Below are 16,788 nucleotides of genomic sequence, written 5' to 3' on the forward strand. Positions count from 1 at the left end.
CATGATCGAATTCCTTGGAGTCTCCAAGCGGTACTCCCGCAATGCCGTTGCGCTGTCCGACATCAGCCTGTCGATAGGCAAGGGCGAACTGGTCTTCCTGTCCGGCCCTTCCGGCGCCGGCAAGTCCACCCTGCTGAAAATGATCGCGGCCATCGAACGCCCCACCTCGGGCCGGGTACTGGTCAATGGACAGGACATCGCCCGCATCAAGGCCTCGGGCCTCCCTTACCTGCGTCGCAATCTCGGCCTGATTTTCCAGCAGCAGACCCTGCTGGCGGACCGCAACGTGCTGGCAAACGTCATGCTGCCGCTGATGGTGACAGGCACGGGCAAGGCCGATGCGGAGCGACGGGCGCGGGCGGCACTTGACAAGGTGGGCCTGCTCGACAAGGCCGCATTCGAACCTCCGATGCTGTCCGGCGGCGAGCAGCAGCGCGTGGCAATTGCGCGGGCCATCGTCAACCGGCCGCAAATCATCCTGGCCGATGAGCCGACCGCCAATCTCGACCGCAAGAGCGCCGACAAGGTGCTCGACGCACTCAAAGCCTTCCATGGGGTGGGCGTCACCTGCCTGATCTCGACCCATGACGAGCAGATGCTGGAAAACGCAAGGCGCGTCATATACCTGAATCAGGGCAAGCTGGCGCAAGCCGAACACCTCGATATCCGACCGGAGTTGGCATGAAACCATGGATCCGTCAGCATCTGTATGCGCTGGCTGAAGCCTGCAAGCATCTGCTTCGGCATCCCGGCAGCTTCCTTCTCAACATGCTGGTGGTGAGTGTCGCGCTGGCCTTGCCGTTTGCCGGACTGACCATGCTGGAAAACGTGCGGCCTGTCTCCGAACGCCTGGCGGTGGAACCGGAAATCAGTGTATTCCTGAAGCTCGACACCCCGCGCGAAACCGCGCTCGCCCTTGCGACCCAGATCGACCGGACGGTCGGCACAGGCACTGCGAAACTGGAATTTCTTCCGCGGGAGCAGGCCTTGAACAAGTTGCGGGACAAGGCCGGACTGGCGGATGCGCTCGCCGCCCTTGGGGACAATCCGCTGCCCGACGCTTACGTCGTCAGGCTGCCGGGATTCCAGGACGCGGTTCATGCGGCGGAAGTCGAGGCTGTAGCGAACCGGCTGAGAACTTTGCCTGGGGTGGAACAGGTGCAGGTCGATTCGGCCTGGGTAAAGCGACTGGCGGCCCTGGTGCGGGTGCTGCGGGTAGTCTTGCTGTTTATGGCTGGCACACTCGCGGTGGTGGTAGTAGCCGTCGTATTCAACACCATACGCCTGCAAGTGATGACGCAGCGTGAGGAAATCGAGGCATGCCGGATGTTCGGCGCCACTAATGCATTCATTTACCGGCCGTTCTGCTATACCGGTGCACTGCTGGGCTTATTTGCGGGAGCCGCGGCGCTCGTGATGGTCGGTGTAGCACTCTATCCGCTGAATGCCGCAATTTTCGATTTTGCCCGGATGTATGGCTCGGAATTCCGGCTTTCAGCCCTGAATTTCTCTTCCATCCTTATCCTGCTTGCAATCAGTGCCGCGCTCGGCCTGTCCGGAGCGTTTTTCTCGGTGCGCCGTCATTTGACCCGCCCGTGATTCCTTCGCGACTTCATTAAGTCGTTGATTTTTCGCAACAAACTCCCTGCGCCGTGGGCTAGGATGATGTATCAATCGGCCAACGTACTGCCATAGCGTCTCCCTATCTTGAAGCTTGAAAATGACGATTAGCACTCTCGGTGCCGGAGTGCTAATATAGTGAAGTCGAAAAAACGGCTGGTTTTCCAGCTGTTCCTTTATAGGGAAACAAGGAGAAGGAATGAAATCATCTGCACAATCTGCGTTGGTTCCAATGGGCAACAATGCTCTGGCTCTTGGTTTTTCTGGCAGTTTGGGCAACATCGAAGCATATATTTCCGCCGTCAACCGGATGCCTCTTTTGTCGCAGGAAGAGGAAATCACTTTGGCGCGCAGCCTGCGTGACAAGAATGATCTGGCCGCCGCTCAGAAGCTGGTGCTCTCGCATCTGCGACTGGTGGTTTCGATTGCGCGTGGCTATCTTGGCTATGGCCTGCCGCATGCCGACCTGATCCAGGAAGGCAATATCGGCTTGATGAAGGCCGTCAAGCGCTTTGATCCTGACCAGGGCGTTCGCCTTGTGTCCTATGCAATTCACTGGATCAAGGCGGAGATGCATGAATACATCTTGAGAAACTGGCGTTTGGTCAAGGTCGCGACTACGAAGGCGCAGCGCAAGCTGTTCTTCAACCTGCGCAGCCATAAAGAGGGCCTGGACGCCATGACACCGGCCCAAGTCGATGACCTGGCCAAGTCGCTCAACGTCAAGCGCGAAGAAGTGATCGAGATGGAAACTCGCATGGCGGGTCATGACATCGCACTGGAAGCGCCGAGTGATGACGAAGATGAAAAGTTTGCTCCGATCGCCTATCTGGCATCCGATGCCAGCGAGCCAACCAAAGCGCTGGAGGCCCAGCAATATGACCGGCTGCAATCCGAAGGGCTGGAAACGGCACTGAGCAAGCTGGATCCGCGTTCACGCCGCATCGTGGAAGCACGCTGGCTGTCGAATGACGAGGGCTCAGGTGCGACCCTGCACGAACTGGCTGACGAATTCGGCGTTTCTGCGGAGCGTATTCGCCAGATCGAAAGCGCGGCGCTGAAGAAGATGAAAGGCACGCTGGCTGCTTTTGCCTAAGCCTGGAAAGCAACGCAAAAGGCGCTCCACTGGAGCGCCTTTTTTATTTGCCTGCGTGAATTAGATCGAGGCCTGCCCGTCAGCAGGGCCAAGTTCAGGACAACAACAGTTTCAAGTCATGCACGACGGGTTCTGGTCCCTGTCCATGCCGCATGAAAAGCCGGATCCGCCCTTGGGGATCAAAGACATAACTGCCCGCAGTGTGGTCCATCGAATAGCTGCCCGGCTCCTTGCCCGGCACTTTTTGATAGAACACCTTGAATTCCTTCGCCACTTTTTCGGTGGCCGCCTTGTTACCGACCAATCCGAGGAAGCGCGGGTCGAAGGCCGGCACATACTTGGCAAGGAGTTCTGGTGTGTCGCGCTCGGGATCCACCGTGATGAACACTACCTGAACCCGGTCGGCAAGCGGTCCGAGCTGCTGCATGACATTTGCCATTTCCGCCATGGTGGTCGGGCATACATCCGGGCATTGGGTATATCCGAAAAATACGACGACAGCCTTGCCTCTGAAATCGGCAAGCGAGCGCTGCTTGCCATTGAAATCGGGAAGGCTGAAGTCCTTTGCGTAGTCCAGTCCGGTGATATCGGTATTCTTGAAGGCCGGCTTGTCGGCGGGCAGCAACTGCGCAGCCCAGCCCCCGGACTTCTGTTCGCAAGCGGCAAGCAGGAAGGCCAGCGGCAGCAGGAGTAGCGGCAACAGCCGCGCGAAGGAAGGCAGGCGCATCAGAAGAATCTCACGTAATGATCAACCAGCAGCGCAGCGAACAGCAAGGACAGGTAAATGATCGAATAGGCAAATGTCTTGCGCGCCAGGACGTCGGTGTAATGCCGGTACAGCTGCCATGCGCGACGGAGAAAGATCGCGCCGAGGGTCAGTGCGCTCAGCAGGTAGATCAGTCCGCTCATCTGTACGGCAAACGGCAGGAGCGTGGTCGCAACCAATGCAATCGTGTACAGCAGAATTTGAAACTGGGTGAATTTCAGGCCGTGCGTGATGGGCAGCATCGGCAGGCCGGATTTCGCGTAGTCATCACGCCGGTACAGGGCAAGCGCCCAGAAGTGGGGCGGTGTCCAGACGAAAATGATCAGCACAAGAATCCAGGCCTGCATCGGCACATCGTTGGCAACGGCAGCCCAGCCCAAGGCCGGGGGCATGGCACCGGATAGCCCGCCGATCACAATGTTCTGCGGTGTGGCCGGCTTGAGGATGATGGTGTAGACGACCGCATAGCCGACGAAAGTGGCGAAAGTCAGCCACATGGTGAGCGGATTCACTAAGTTATACAGAATCCACATGCCGATACCGCCGATCGCGCCGGAAAAGACCAGGGTCTGAAGTACCGTGATTTCACCACGCGCCATGGGGCGGCGGGCGGTGCGGGCCATGCGGGAATCGATTTCCCGCTCCACCAGGCAATTGACCGCGAACGCTGCACCGGCAAGCAGCCAGATTCCCACGGTTGCCGCGATCAATATTTTCCAGTTCGGCAATTCTTCGGTTGCGAGGAACATGCCGATCACGGCACAGAATACTGCCAGCTGGGTCACGCGCGGCTTGGTCAGCGCCCAGTATTGGGTGAAGCGATTCGAGGAAGCAGTCAGGGTAGTCATGCCTTGCGTATCAGGCGGCCGAAAGCCGCGTACTAACTCTGTTTGACGCAGCCTGCGCCGGGATGCGAACCTTGAAGTTTAACATGACCAGCAAGAGCACGAGGAGCGCTGCGCCTCCGTTGTGCACCACGGCCAGGGCAAGCGGCCACTTCAGGTAGATGGTAGCCAGGCCGGTGGACAACTGCAGGGCCAGGGCGATCAGCAGCCAGCGCGATGTCTTGCGCAGGCCTTCGACCTTCAAGCCCCGGCATGCGACCCATGCGACGACCAGCGCGACAACGAAGGCGAAGCTGCGGTGGGTCCAGTGAATGGCCGTCAGCGCGGGAAATGGCAAGTAATCGCCATCCGCCGTCTTGCCCAGTGCGCGCCACAAGGTGAAGCCGTGGTTGAAATCCATGTGGGGCAGCCATGCTCCCTGGCACATCGGGAAATCCAGGCAGGCGAGCGCCGCGTAATTCGTGCTTACCCAACCGCCCAGTGCGACTTGCAGGATAAGCAAGCCGAGGGCAATCAGTGCCGGGCTGCGGAGTGCCAGTGCTGCCGTGTCGACCAGCGCATGCCGTGCCTGCCGTGCGCCGAGCCAGGTGAGCATGGCGAGCAGGGTCAGTCCCAGCAGCAGATGGATGGTGACGATGACCGGCTGCAGTTTCATGGTCACCGTCCAGGCACCGAATGCGCCCTGCAGGCACACGAATGCGAACAGGGTGGTCGGGAACCAGGGCGAAAATTTTGGTTCGGTTCGTTTCGATTTCAACCACTGCCGCCATGCGATCAACATGATGGCAATGATCAGGACGCCAACACCCATCGCCAGGTAGCGGTGGATCATTTCTATCCAGGCTTTCATGACTGTCACCGGCCCTGTCGGCATGGCCGCTTCGGCCGCGCTGATGTGCGCGTGCGCCTGCAGGGGATTGGCATGACCATAACATCCTGGCCAGTCGGGACAGCCGAGCCCGGAATCGGTAAGCCGCGTAAAGGCACCGAACATGACCAGATCGAAGGTCAGGAAGAGCGTGACCCATACCAGCTTGCGGTATTTGTCTTTATCGCTCGATGCCCACACGACGGTCAGCGGCAGCAAGGCTGCCAATACGCCCATGATGGCGAGTTGGATCAGCATGACAAATTTATCCTATTCGTGAGGCCTTCAACAATCGGGACAAGTCTTTCTTGATCTTGTTGGGATCGGCATCTTTGGGGAACCGCATCATCAGATTGCCAAGAGGGTCGATCATGTAGATATGGTCGGACTGGCGCGTGTCAACCTCTGCCGGGAGCCAGTTCTTCAGCTTGTGCGGCTGCGCACGGAGCATATGGGTGCCGTCATATTCCCGCATGAGCAGCGTATCCAATGGTTTATCGTCCGTGATCAGCCAAACGCGCTCGATGCGATCCATGTCCTTGCCCTGGGCGAGGCGCAACTGGCGCATGTCATACAACTTCTTGCGGCACGCTTCCGGACAGTCGGCATCACTCACCATCAGCATCACCCACTTGCCGCGATAGGCATCGAGCGTGACCGGTATTCCATCGAGCAGGTGCAAACCAAGTGCCGGCACGGGATAGCTGCGCGGGTCGAGCAGCGTGCCATAGTTGGTGCGCCCCTGCGGCTTGACGACATAGTAGGCGAAGTACGAGGCGAGGACCGGTGCGGCGCAGACTGCGAGCACCGCGAAGAGTTTCCAGCGTCCCTGACTGCGCTGATTGCTAGCTTGCCTGTTTGCTTCCACGACGTAATCCTGTAACCATGAAAAATATGAGTGCCATTGCCGAAAGTGCATACCACTGGAAGGCATAACCCTTGTGCTTGTCGACGCCGCTCGATGGCCGTGGCCAGTCGCGTACCAGTCCGTCCCCGGTATCGCTGGTCTGCTCGACGAAATATGGCTGCACGGGCAATCCACTGGCCTGTGTGAATTGTGCGATCTCGACATTCTGCAGGATTGCGCCCGGTTGCAGCGGCAGCGGTGTTCCGAGTTGAAGTACGTGGCTGGCATTGCGCCGGACCATGCCTTCGATGTCGATCGGATCGCCCGGCGTCTTCAAGTCGGGCAGTTTGGTGCGATCGGCAATGTCGCGCTTGAACCATCCGCGCATGACCAGAACATATTTGCTCGTGCCGTCAATCCTGAATGGCGTAAGCACGTAGAAGCCCGGCACACCCTGGTAGGGACGATTATCCAGATAGATGCTCCAGCGCGGGAGGAATTCTCCCTTGAGGTGCACGCGCCGATACTCTGCCTCTTCCACGCCCGGCGTCACCCGGTTCAAGTCCAGAGGCGGGGCGGATTCGCGCTCGAGCAGCTTCTGTTCGATCGCCTCTTTTTCCGCTGCGCGGCGGGTTTGCCAATTCCCCAGCAGGATGCCAATCGTGATCGCGATGGAGCAAGCAATGAACGGCATCCATCTAAAACGGAATTTGATTGGCATTACAATATCACTCTGTCTTTCATGCCCCTGTTAATCCTCTCTCCTGCAGCGTTCCAGCCGGCGCGCGACGCACGGACAGCTTTCAATCCATCATGAAAATTCTTGTCGCCATCGCTTTCGTCCTGATATTGAGCAGTCTTGGATCTGCACTGTTTTTTTTAATGAAAGACAAAGGGAAAAGCAACCGGACCGTCAAAGCACTCGCACTGCGCGTCGGCTTTTCCATTGCACTGTTCGTGCTGCTGCTGATCGCTTATTCGCTGGGTTGGATTGAGCCTACCGGGATTCGATAAACCTGCGGGTTTCATGCCTACCCAGTAAAAAAGCCGCACCAAGGTGCGGCTCTTCTTTTTGCCCAGACTATCCGCAGGACAGTTACAGCCAGTAAACCACCACATAGAGGCCAAGCCATACGACGTCCACAAAGTGCCAGTACCATGCGGCGCCTTCGAAGGCGAAGTGATGTTCGGGGGTAAAGTGTCCTTTCAGCACGCGGACCAGCACCACGGCCAGCATGATAGCACCCATCGTGACGTGGAATCCGTGGAATCCGGTCAACATGAAGAAAGTCGAACCATAGATGCCGGAAGTCAGCTTCAGGTTCAATTCCGTATAGGCATGGATATATTCAAAAGCCTGGAAACCCATGAACACGGCGCCAAGCACGATGGTGGCAAACAGCCAGAATGCCGTCTTGCTTCGCTGGCCTGCGCGCAGTGCATGGTGAGCAATTGTCAACGTCACACCCGAAGTCAGCAGCAACGCAGTGTTGATGGTCGGGATGGGGAATGGGCCCATCTTGGTGAAAGGCTGGATAGTGCCTGCCGGTGTATTGCCCCATTGCCCGGTGAAGTCCGGCCACAGGATCTTGTAATCGAGGCTGGCCAGATCAGGCAGCGTAATCGTGCGTGCATAAAACAGGGCGCCGAAAAATCCGGCGAAGAACATGACTTCGGAGAAGATGAACCAGCTCATGCTCCAGCGATAGGAAACGTCGATGCGGTTGCTGTACAAGCCGCCTTCGGATTCCCTGATCGCATCGCCAAACCAGCGATACAGCACGACCAGGAGTGCAAGAATGCCAGCAATATTGGCCACCGGCCCCCAGCTGACGCTGTTGACCCATGCGGCGGCTCCTGCCATCGTCAAGAGCAGCGATGCACCTGCAAGTACCGGCCACCTGGAGGGGCCGGGTATGAAGTAATAAGGCGCATTTCCATGCTGAGAACTCATGTCCATCTCCCAATGCAAATTTTAAATAGTTACTTCGCAACCACGCTTTTTACGATCAACAGCAGGATCCCGATAAAGATCACCGCGCCAATAATCCCCGCAATAATCACGTGGACCGGATTCAATTGCGCCGCGTCCTGCTCGTAGTGGCTTTTCTTCCGCACCCCGAAGAACGACCAGAATACCGCCTTGACAGTTGCCCAGAAGGACGACTTGCGAGTCACGACCTTTTTCAGATCATCCATACGCCCCCCTGTCAGCCTGCTTTCCCGCCTGTCCCGCCAACCTCGAAAAAGGTGTAGGACAGAGTAATCGTCTTCACATCCTTGGGCAGAGCCGGGTCGATGTAAAACACGACCGGCATCTGCTTTGCCTGATTTGGTCCGAGCGTCTGCTGCTGAAAGCAGAAGCACTCCATCTTCTTGAAGTGGGCCGCTGCCTGCTGCGGCGCGTAGCTTGGAATCGCTTGCGCGTCGATGCTGCGCGGCTGCGTGTTCACAACTTCATAGACCACTTGCGCCATTTCCCCCGGATGCACCTGCATGCTGGAAACCGTCGGCCGGAAACGCCAGGGACCTTGGGAATTCGCATCAAACTCGATGGTGATGGTACGGGTCTTGTCGACCTGCGTATTGGCGACACCGTCGAGCTTGACATCCTTCGTTGACAGGACGTTGATGCCAGTGATTTCACAAATCTTTTTATAGACTGGCACCAGCGCATAGCCGAAGCCAAACATCATCACCGCAATCACCAGCAACTTGCCGAGCATGTGCGTGTTCAGCTTGCGGGCCTGTCCTGCGCTGCCTTGATTCCTTGTTTCCATTTAGCCGAACCAAATCCGTTTGACGAACAGGCCTACAAAAAACGCCAGCGCGATTGACGCAAGGATCAACGCGGTCTTCAGGTTATTCGGCTTTTTCTGCTGAGACATAGAGTAATCAGGCGAGCCCAGCCCGCCTTCTAGTTACTTCACCGTCGGCGGCACTTCAAACGTGTGGAAAGGTGCCGGGCTTGGCACGGTCCACTCCAGGCCTTCCGCGCCTTCCCAAGGCTTGGCCGCCGCTTTTTCACCGCCTTTGATGGCAGGCAGAATCACCGCGAACAGGAAATAAACCTGTGCTAGCCCAAAGCCGAGCGCACCGACCGAGGCAACCAGATTGAAGTCGGTGAACTGCGCCGGGTAGTCGGCATAGCGGCGCGGCATGCCGGCCAACCCCAGGAAGTGCATGGGAAAGAAGGTAATGTTGAAGAAAATGAGCGATGCCCAGAAATGGATCTTGCCGCGGGTCTCGTTGTACATGAAGCCGGTCCATTTCGGTCCCCAGTAGTAGAAGCCCGCAAACAGCGCGAACAGCGAACCGGCCACCAGCACATAGTGGAAGTGGGCCACGACGTAGTAGGTATCCTGCATCTGGATATCGATCGGCGCGACGGCCAGGATCAGGCCGGAAAAGCCGCCGATGGTGAACACGAAGATGAAGCCGATCGCAAACAGCATCGGGGTTTCAAAGGTCAGCGAGCCTTTCCACATCGTCGCGATCCAGTTGAAGATCTTCACGCCGGTCGGCACCGCAATCAGCATGGTGGCATACATGAAAAACAGCTGGCCGGTGACGGGCATGCCGGTCGTGAACATGTGGTGCGCCCAGACGATGAAGGACAGGATCGCGATCGAAGCGGTCGCATACACCATCGAGGCATAGCCAAACAGGGGCTTGCGGGAAAACGCCGGCACAATCTGCGAAATGATGCCGAACGCCGGCAGGATCATGATGTAGACCTCGGGGTGGCCGAAGAACCAGAAGATATGCTGGTACATCACCGGGTCGCCGCCGCCGGCCGCATTGAAGAAGGAAGTTCCGAAGTGACGGTCAGTCAGCGTCATGGTGATGGCTCCTGCCAGCACGGGCATGACGGCGATCAGCAGGTAGGCGGTGATCAGCCAGGTCCAGCAGAACATCGGCATCTTCATCAGAGTCATGCCTGGTGCGCGCATGTTCAGGATCGTGGTGATGATGTTGATCGAACCCATGATCGAGGACGCGCCCATGATGTGGACGGCAAAAATCGCCATGTCATGGCCCATGCCCATCTGTGTCGACAGCGGCGCATACATGGTCCAGCCAGCCGCCGTCGCGCCACCCGGCACGAAGAAGGAGCCGACCAGCAGCAGCGCTGCGGGAGGCAACAGCCAGAACGAGAAATTGTTCATCCGGGCAAAAGCCATGTCGGATGCACCAATCTGCAAGGGAATCATCCAGTTGGCGAAGCCGACGAAGGCGGGCATGATCGCACCGAACACCATGACCAGGCCATGCATGGTGGTCAGCTGGTTGAAAAATTCCGGGCGAAACAGTTGCAGGCCCGGCTGGAACAGTTCGGCACGGATCAGCAATGCCAGTACGCCCCCAGACAGCAGCATGGCGAAGGAAAACCACAGGTACAGGGTGCCGATGTCCTTGTGGTTGGTCGCGAACAGCCAGCGCTGCCAACCGTGCGGATGATCGTGCGCGTGGTCATGAGAATGATCGTGTACGTGATCGACTGCGGTGGTGCTCATATCAATCTCCTAAATTCAATTACTTGCGCGCAGCCAGCACTTCAGCCGGTTGAACAATGTTTTCCTGAGCCTTGTTGGACCAGTTGTTCCGGGTATAGGTGATCACGGACGCGATCTCGGTATCCGACAACACTCCTTTCCAAGGCGGCATGCCGCCCTTGCCGTTCAACACGATATTGATTTGCCCAGCTTTCGGGCCGTTGACGATCTGAGAACCGTCGAGCGCGGGGAAGGCACCGGGCACGCCTTTGCCGTTTGCCTGATGGCAGGCGACGCAGTTTGCCGCATAAACCTTTTCACCGCGCTGCTTCAACTCGTCAATGGTCCATGTCTTGTTGGGATCGTCGGCCTGAGCAGCCATTTCCTTCTTCTTGCCGTCGACCCACTTCTTGTAATCCTCTTCGGACACGACATTGACCACGATAGGCATGAAGGCATGGTCCTTGCCACACAACTCGACGCAGTTACCGCGATAAGTGCCGATTTTTTCAGCCTTGAACCAAGCATCGCGCACGAAGCCCGGGATCGCATCCTGCTTTACGCCGAATGCCGGGATGGTCCAGGAATGGATCACGTCATTGGCGGTGGTCACGATACGGATTTTCTTGTTTACCGGCACGACGACGGGATTGTCGACCTCGATCAGGTAATTGACGTTCTTTTCTGCCGTACCGTCAATCTGGTCGCGCGGCGTGGACAAGGCCGACAGGAAGGAAATACCCTCGCCCTCACCCTTCAGGTAATCATAGCCCCACTTCCACTGCATGCCGGTAACCTTGATGGTGATATCGGCATTCGATGTGTCCTTCATCGCTACCATCGTCTTGGTAGCGGGCAGTGCCATTCCGATCACGATCAGGAACGGAATGATGGTCCAGGCGATTTCGACTGCGGTGCTTTCATGGAAGGTTGCCGGCCTGTGCCCGACCGACTTGCGGTGCTTGACGATGGAATAGAACATCACGCCGAAGACGGCGATGAAAATCGCCAGGCAGATCACCAGCATCAGGTTGTGCAGCGAATAAATCTCTTCCGCAATTCTTGTCACTGGCGGCTGAAAGTTCAGCTCGCGCACTGCCGGCCCGCCCGGGCTATCGACCACCGCCCAGGACGGCATGCCTGCCGCCAGGAGCGACGCACCGATTATCAAAGATTGAAGGCGCTTCGCAAGTTTCATAGTTTCCCCAAAAGCCCAAATTAGAATTCTGTCTAGCTACCCGACATCAGCGCGCCGCAAGTTGCGGACCAGCGCCCGCCTTCTCCATTCCGCCCAATACCGCCCGGCTTCCGCTCGTGCGTCGCGGGATTCAAGGCCGCTCAACCGCTGGACGAAACAGGCAACGTGAACGTATCCGCCTGTACTGCCGGACTTGCCCGGCCCGGATCAACTTCTCCAGCTCACAGCACTCGAACTGCACAATGCGCTCCCGGTCACTCGCATGTAGACGCAAAACAAGAAGGCAAACAGCGGATACCCAAGAACACCATGCAAAAGGCCGCGCAGACGCACATCAATTACCGCGGAGTGATCAAGGAATTCCGGCCAAAAATTCACTCCAGCTCGGCCATACTGCTTCGCCTGAACGCCTTGAACGACCAATGCCAGCATCGCGCAAAACTTGGGAAGTATAAGTCCGAAGTGGTTTTATTATCAAGCATAAAAACATAGCAACAACCGTTAAAACACACACCTTCCAACGACCTCGCAACTACGCCTTCCCTCACCCGAGGTTGATGTTTTGATCATTGCGGCTTCCCTCGATATTGCGCTCGCTGCGGTGATGAATGCGCTGCGGGAAGTTGTCATTTCCTGCGCAAGTCGAGTCGGACAATGGCCTCGCCGCGCGAAGTGACTTTGGGCACCGGACGAAATGCATGGCCGTAGATGATTTCAAATGTCAAAGGTATTGTTCCATCGTCACGACGCCGCCTTTCCAGATCGGCAAGAACCTGCTTCCATCCATGGCGCCCGAACAGCCCGGCTCGGCGGTTTGCCAATGGATTACCGCCCCATGCCCGCACATCGGACATCAGTTTGGCGACCGTTTCGTAGGTAACGGTAATGGTTTCCATGTCCATCACCGGGGTCGAAAAACCTGCATGGACCAGCATGTCGCCAAAATCATGCATGTCGACAAAGGGTAACGTATGCGGAGCGGCATCAGCCCTGCCGAAAGCCTCGCGCAATTCTTTGAATGTATCGGGACCGAAGCAGGAAAACATCAGGAGGCCATCCACCCGCAGCACGCGCCGCCATTCCTCAAATACCCGGTCCGGCTGCGGATGCCAATGCAATGCGAGGTTGGACCAGATCATGTCTATGGCATTCACCCCAAACGGCAAGCGCGCGAAGTCTCCACAGATCAGTCCGGCATTACCGGCATTTCCTCCGCCCAGCTTGGCTGGCAGCCATTTGCCGAAAAGGCGGTTCATTGATGAGGAGGCTGCGTTCCGCGCTGCGCGCGCCGCTGTCAGCATCGGCAGCGAAGCATCGAGTCCGATTACCTGTGCTTCGGGAAAGTTATCCTGCAGTATCGACAGGTCCGATCCTTCACCACAACCAGCATCCAGTACTTGCTTCGGATTGATTTTTATCAGGGCAAGGCGCTCATGCATGCGTCCGGCGATTTCCCTGCGCAAGAAATTTGATTCGGCAGTATTCGCCGGCACGGCAAACAGCTCGCGCACTCGCTGCATGTCGATCGGTGCGCTTTGCGGAACGTTGTCTGGGGAAGAGGAAGAAGGCACGAAGAAACCGGGGAAATGCAGTGAGATAATGCTCGCCAGTTTACACTGTTGAGGATTTCATTGTCCGATGTTCTCGCGCTTGTCCCACTGGTCCCAGCATAGCCTGACTCGACTGCATGCAGCCCTGCCGTCGTCCTGCGCATTATGCGGAAGCAATGGTCGCGAGGCCATGTGCAGCGACTGCCGGGCGCAATTCTTCAGCCACCTCCCTGCCCGCTGTGGACAATGTGCGGCGCCACTTGCCTCAGGCAGCACTGCCGTGAAATGTGGAGAATGTCTCAGGAATCCGCCGGCGTTCGATGCGACTGTCGTAGCCGCCGATTATGTACCGCCGCTGGATCATCTGGTGCTGGCTTTGAAGTTTGGCAACCGGCTGGCCTTGGCACCGCTATGCGCCAGTTTGTTGCGCCACGCCCTGCAGCGCGGTCCCGGAGTTCCGCTGCCGGAAGTATTGACTGCGGTACCTCTGGGAGCGCAACGACTCCGGGAACGCGGCTTCAACCAGTCACTGGAAATCGGAAAGCCGCTATCACGAGAGCTCGGCATCCGCCTCGATGCGCGCCTCGTGTTCCGTCAACGAGAGACCCAGGCGCAGTCGCTGCTGCCTCCGGATGAACGACGTAAAAATATGCGCAACGCCTTCATGGTCCATGGCGATGCGATCGACTGGGTTCGCGGCCGGCACATTGGCGTGGTCGACGATGTCATCACCACTGGCGAAACGCTGGGCGAACTGGCCGCGACCCTCAAGCGCTTTGGCGCGACGCGCGTCACCAACCTCGTATTCGCGCGTGCCTTGCAAAAGTAAAAGGAGCAGAACTTGTTTCATGTAGTGCTGGTTGAACCCGAGATTCCGCCGAACACCGGCAACATCATTCGCTTGTGCGCCAATACCGGCGCACAATTGCATCTCGTCGAACCGCTCGGGTTTCCTCTTGACGATGCAAAGATGCGCCGGGCCGGACTCGATTATCATGAATACGCCCGCATGAAAGTGCATAGCAACTGGGATGCCTTCATCGCGAGCGAAGCCCCGGACCGGTTGCGGATGTTTGCACTGACCACGCATGGCTCGGCGCCGTTCGCCGAGGCTGTGTTCCAGCCTGGCGATTTCTTCGTCTTCGGCTCGGAAACCAGGGGGCTGGCGCCGGAACTGCGCGAATCCTTCGCCCCCACGCAGCGTATCCGCCTGCCCATGCGGCCGGGTAACCGCAGCCTCAACCTGTCCAATACGGTGGCGGTAGTGGTGTACGAAGCCTGGCGCCAGAACGGATTTGCAGGCGGCAGCTGAACGCTTGCCCATCTTCTTTCAACTGACTTCAAAGGACCATCATGCGACTTCGATTCTTCCTCTCCCTTGGTGCACTGCTGGCCGCGACTGCAACTGCCCACGCGCACGACTATCAGCTGGGGGAGCTGCACATCGGCCAGCCGTTTGCGCGCCCCAGCGTGCCGGGGCAGACTTCGGGCGCTGCTTACCTGAGTATCGAGAATCGGGGGAAGACGGGCGACAAGCTGATCGGCGCAGCCTCGCCCGCTGCCCGGGCAGTGGAGATCCACACCATGTCCATGGAGGGCAACCTGATGAAGATGCGCGAAGCAGGAGAAGTCGCGATTGCGCCGTCCCAGAAAATAGTGATGCAGCCGGGCCAGGGCTATCACCTGATGCTGCTCGGGCTGAAGCAGCCGCTGAAAGCCGGTGACAAGCTGCCGCTCACTCTGAACTTTGAAAAGGCGGGCAAGACCGAAGTGTCCGTGCTGGTGCAGGACAAGGATGCAAGGGCTGCCACCATGCAGGAAGCCGGCGCGAATCAAGGCCAGCAGCAAGGGATGCATCACGGCCATTGAGCCGGCAAAGCGGCGAGCCGCCGTATTTCACTTGCCTGCTCGACGATGCGTGCCGCACGGTACGAACCATACGTCGTCATTCAAATTCCTGGAGCGTCCGGCAGATCGCCGCCGGCGCGTTCTTGCTGCATGCCCTAGGCCTTGACCAGGCTTACCGTGGCGCGGATTTCTCCAGTCAGCAATCCCATCGCATTCTTCAATTGCGGCCGCATCCAGGGTGTAGGCACCGGCACGGCAGAGTGCGGAATCAGGCCGAGCTGCTGCAACACCGAGACAGTTGCAGGATACAAGGCGCGGCTGTTGCCGTCGGCCACCTTCAAGGCAATGCCCAGTCCGGCCGAGCGGATGCCAATCACTTGCACACCTTCGGCGCCGATTTTGGCGACCCAGTCGCCGGGCGCAGCTTGCATGAAGGCGAGATCGCTGCGGCCGGTTCCGGAGACGAGTTCCGGATGCGAAGTCATCGCCTGGAACAAGGTGCCCAGCACATCGCCATATTCCCCATCCCGCTCGCCCTGCGCCAGCCTCGCATAGCAAAACGCCAGGCGCGACAGCGGCATCGCGTAATTCGGTGCCGAGCAGCCATCGGTGCCAGCCTGCATGGTGGATTCCGGGATACGAGCGAGATCGGCGAGCCTCGTCCTGATTACCTGTTGCAGAGGATGGTCCGGATGCAGATAAGTGCCGAGATCCAGGCCATGCTGCACGCAATAGGCGAGAAAACCCGCGTGCTTGCCGCTGCAATTGTTGTATAGCTGGTTGAAACTGGCCCCCGCCGGTGGCTGCCTGTCGGGGATGGAATACTGCAGGGGCAGGTGGCAGCCGCAGCGCAGGTGATGCTCGTCGCAGCCCGCCTTGTGCAGCATCCCCTGCACGGTCTCGACATGCATCGGTTCGCCCGAATGGCTGGCGCACATCAGCGCGATTTCCCGCGAGCCATAGCCGAATCGCGCCGCGCCGCCCGACTGCAGAAATGGCAGAGCCTGGAAGGGTTTGATGGTGGAACGGGTGAATGTCGGAAAGTGCGGATCGCCCGCCTGATACAGCAACTCGCCGCGAGTATTGACCACGGCGACCGATCCGAAATGAATGGATTCGACCTGGTTGCCGCGCGTGACTTCGGCCAGTGGAGCAAGGCTCATCCGCTTGTGCCTTTTCGTACCTTCGACAGGAGCTTGGTGGTGGATCGGTCGTGTTCGAAATCGATCGCGACCGCACGCCCGCCATAGGCCAGCACCGCTTTCCCCTCCGGGATGGTCGCCATGTCGTAATCGCCGCCCTTCACATACACATCCGGCCGCGCCGCCTGCACCACTTCCAGCGCCGTGTCTTCATCGAAAGGCACTACCAGCGCCACCGATTCCAGCGCCGCAAGAATCGCCATGCGGTCTTCGCAGGTGTTGACCGGCCGGTCATCGCCCTTGCCCAGGCGTCTGACGGAGGCATCGGTGTTGACCGCGACCACTAGCGCTGCCCCGAGCTCGCGGGCCTGTGCGAGATAGGTCACATGCCCGCGATGCAGGATATCGAATACGCCATTGGTCAGCACCACCGGCTTGGGCAGTTCAGCGACGCGCGCAGGCAGCTCGGCGCGGGAACAGATTTTTTTTTCAAAGTCGGGCATGGAATAAAA

Annotated in this window: 21 protein-coding genes and 1 pseudogene; 8 read left to right on the forward strand and 14 right to left on the reverse strand. The window is 58.3% G+C overall.

Annotated features, from left to right (window positions below; genetic code table 11):
• The first annotated feature begins 1 nt into the window (after position 1).
• The 3 genes from HGHM_RS13415 (at position 2) to rpoH (ending at position 2,716) form a co-directional block, all read left to right on the forward strand.
• Entirely contained in the window at positions 2–685 is a 684-nt protein-coding gene (locus tag HGHM_RS13415) for a cell division ATP-binding protein FtsE (protein WP_019142054.1), read from the forward strand.
• Entirely contained in the window at positions 682–1,599 is a 918-nt protein-coding gene (gene ftsX / locus HGHM_RS13420; RefSeq protein ID WP_019142055.1) for a permease-like cell division protein FtsX, read from the forward strand. The genes HGHM_RS13415 and ftsX overlap by 4 nt, the downstream gene beginning before the upstream one ends.
• Positions 1,600–1,819: 220 nt before the next feature.
• A complete protein-coding gene (rpoH, locus tag HGHM_RS13425; RefSeq protein ID WP_026076012.1) occupies positions 1,820–2,716 on the forward strand; it encodes an RNA polymerase sigma factor RpoH in 897 nt (298 codons plus the stop codon).
• A gap of 94 nt (positions 2,717–2,810) precedes the next feature.
• Here the strand turns inward: rpoH and HGHM_RS13430 are convergent, their stop codons facing one another.
• Genes HGHM_RS13430 through HGHM_RS13450 form a run of 5 tightly spaced genes read right to left on the reverse strand, consistent with a single transcriptional unit; the run spans position 2,811 to position 6,763 of the window.
• Positions 2,811–3,443: an SCO family protein gene (locus HGHM_RS13430; RefSeq protein ID WP_019142057.1), complete on the reverse strand. Its 633-nt coding sequence runs from the start codon at positions 3,441–3,443 to the stop codon at positions 2,811–2,813.
• The gene (cyoE, locus tag HGHM_RS13435) at positions 3,443–4,330 is read right to left on the reverse strand and encodes a heme o synthase (RefSeq protein ID WP_019142058.1); all 888 of its coding nucleotides are present in this window, start codon (positions 4,328–4,330) and stop codon (positions 3,443–3,445) included. The genes HGHM_RS13430 and cyoE overlap by 1 nt, the downstream gene beginning before the upstream one ends.
• A gap of 10 nt (positions 4,331–4,340) precedes the next feature.
• The gene (locus HGHM_RS13440; protein WP_019142059.1) at positions 4,341–5,453 is read right to left on the reverse strand and encodes a COX15/CtaA family protein; all 1,113 of its coding nucleotides are present in this window, start codon (positions 5,451–5,453) and stop codon (positions 4,341–4,343) included.
• A 7-nt stretch (positions 5,454–5,460) separates the two neighbouring features.
• Positions 5,461–6,063 (reverse strand): SCO family protein, encoded by a 603-nt coding sequence (locus HGHM_RS13445; RefSeq protein ID WP_026076014.1) that lies wholly within the window; start codon positions 6,061–6,063, stop codon positions 5,461–5,463.
• Positions 6,041–6,763 (reverse strand): SURF1 family protein, encoded by a 723-nt coding sequence (locus HGHM_RS13450; protein WP_026076015.1) that lies wholly within the window; start codon positions 6,761–6,763, stop codon positions 6,041–6,043. Before HGHM_RS13450 ends, HGHM_RS13445 begins: the two co-directional genes overlap by 23 nt.
• Positions 6,764–6,855: 92 nt before the next feature.
• On the opposite strand from HGHM_RS13450, the gene HGHM_RS13455 reads away from it, so the two are divergent.
• A complete protein-coding gene (locus HGHM_RS13455) occupies positions 6,856–7,056 on the forward strand; it encodes a twin transmembrane helix small protein (protein ID WP_019142062.1) in 201 nt (66 codons plus the stop codon).
• Positions 7,057–7,138: 82 nt separating this feature from the next.
• On the opposite strand, the gene HGHM_RS13460 is transcribed toward HGHM_RS13455, so the two are convergent.
• From HGHM_RS13460 to HGHM_RS13495, 7 genes are all read right to left on the reverse strand, one after another.
• The gene (locus HGHM_RS13460) at positions 7,139–7,996 is read right to left on the reverse strand and encodes a cytochrome c oxidase subunit 3 (RefSeq protein WP_026076016.1); all 858 of its coding nucleotides are present in this window, start codon (positions 7,994–7,996) and stop codon (positions 7,139–7,141) included.
• 29 nt (positions 7,997–8,025) lie between these two features.
• The gene (locus HGHM_RS13465) at positions 8,026–8,241 is read right to left on the reverse strand and encodes a DUF2970 domain-containing protein (RefSeq protein WP_019142064.1); all 216 of its coding nucleotides are present in this window, start codon (positions 8,239–8,241) and stop codon (positions 8,026–8,028) included.
• Positions 8,242–8,252: 11 nt separating this feature from the next.
• Positions 8,253–8,822 carry a cytochrome c oxidase assembly protein gene (locus tag HGHM_RS13470; RefSeq protein WP_019142065.1) on the reverse strand — a complete coding sequence of 190 codons (570 nt, stop codon included), beginning with the start codon at positions 8,820–8,822 and terminating at the stop codon, positions 8,253–8,255.
• Complete coding sequence (locus HGHM_RS23620; RefSeq protein ID WP_019142066.1) at positions 8,823–8,930, reverse strand: cytochrome oxidase small assembly protein; 108 nt, start codon at positions 8,928–8,930, stop codon at positions 8,823–8,825.
• A gap of 33 nt (positions 8,931–8,963) precedes the next feature.
• Positions 8,964–10,559, reverse strand: a complete 1,596-nt coding sequence (ctaD, locus tag HGHM_RS13480; RefSeq protein ID WP_019142067.1) for a cytochrome c oxidase subunit I — start codon at positions 10,557–10,559, stop codon at positions 8,964–8,966.
• Positions 10,560–10,578: 19 nt separating this feature from the next.
• A complete protein-coding gene (gene coxB, locus HGHM_RS13485) occupies positions 10,579–11,736 on the reverse strand; it encodes a cytochrome c oxidase subunit II (protein ID WP_026076017.1) in 1,158 nt (385 codons plus the stop codon).
• 626 nt (positions 11,737–12,362) lie between these two features.
• Positions 12,363–13,256 carry a methyltransferase domain-containing protein gene (locus HGHM_RS13495; protein ID WP_019142070.1) on the reverse strand — a complete coding sequence of 298 codons (894 nt, stop codon included), beginning with the start codon at positions 13,254–13,256 and terminating at the stop codon, positions 12,363–12,365.
• 220 nt (positions 13,257–13,476) lie between these two features.
• On the opposite strand from HGHM_RS13495, the pseudogene HGHM_RS23730 reads away from it, so the two are divergent.
• The 4 genes and pseudogenes from HGHM_RS23730 to HGHM_RS13510 form a co-directional block, all read left to right on the forward strand.
• Positions 13,477–13,527, forward strand: a pseudogene (locus HGHM_RS23730) (hypothetical protein); the annotation flags it as partial.
• Between the two features lie 39 nt (positions 13,528–13,566).
• Positions 13,567–14,115 (forward strand): ComF family protein, encoded by a 549-nt coding sequence (locus tag HGHM_RS13500; RefSeq protein ID WP_019142071.1) that lies wholly within the window; start codon positions 13,567–13,569, stop codon positions 14,113–14,115.
• 12 nt (positions 14,116–14,127) lie between these two features.
• On the forward strand, positions 14,128–14,598 hold the full coding sequence (trmL, locus tag HGHM_RS13505; protein WP_026076020.1) for a tRNA (uridine(34)/cytosine(34)/5-carboxymethylaminomethyluridine(34)-2'-O)-methyltransferase TrmL: 471 nt from the start codon (positions 14,128–14,130) through the stop codon (positions 14,596–14,598).
• A 41-nt stretch (positions 14,599–14,639) separates the two neighbouring features.
• The gene (locus HGHM_RS13510) at positions 14,640–15,155 is read left to right on the forward strand and encodes a copper chaperone PCu(A)C (protein WP_019142073.1); all 516 of its coding nucleotides are present in this window, start codon (positions 14,640–14,642) and stop codon (positions 15,153–15,155) included.
• Positions 15,156–15,289: 134 nt separating this feature from the next.
• Here the strand turns inward: HGHM_RS13510 and HGHM_RS13515 are convergent, their stop codons facing one another.
• Both HGHM_RS13515 and rfaE2 read right to left on the reverse strand, forming a co-directional pair.
• Positions 15,290–16,297, reverse strand: a complete 1,008-nt coding sequence (locus tag HGHM_RS13515; RefSeq protein WP_019142074.1) for an asparaginase — start codon at positions 16,295–16,297, stop codon at positions 15,290–15,292.
• A complete protein-coding gene (gene rfaE2, locus HGHM_RS13520) occupies positions 16,294–16,779 on the reverse strand; it encodes a D-glycero-beta-D-manno-heptose 1-phosphate adenylyltransferase (RefSeq protein ID WP_019142075.1) in 486 nt (161 codons plus the stop codon). Before rfaE2 ends, HGHM_RS13515 begins: the two co-directional genes overlap by 4 nt.
• Positions 16,780–16,788 lie beyond the last annotated feature (9 nt).

This window comes from Noviherbaspirillum massiliense JC206, assembly GCF_000312045.1.
GTDB classification, from domain to species: Bacteria; Pseudomonadota; Gammaproteobacteria; order Burkholderiales; family Burkholderiaceae_D; genus Noviherbaspirillum; species Noviherbaspirillum massiliense.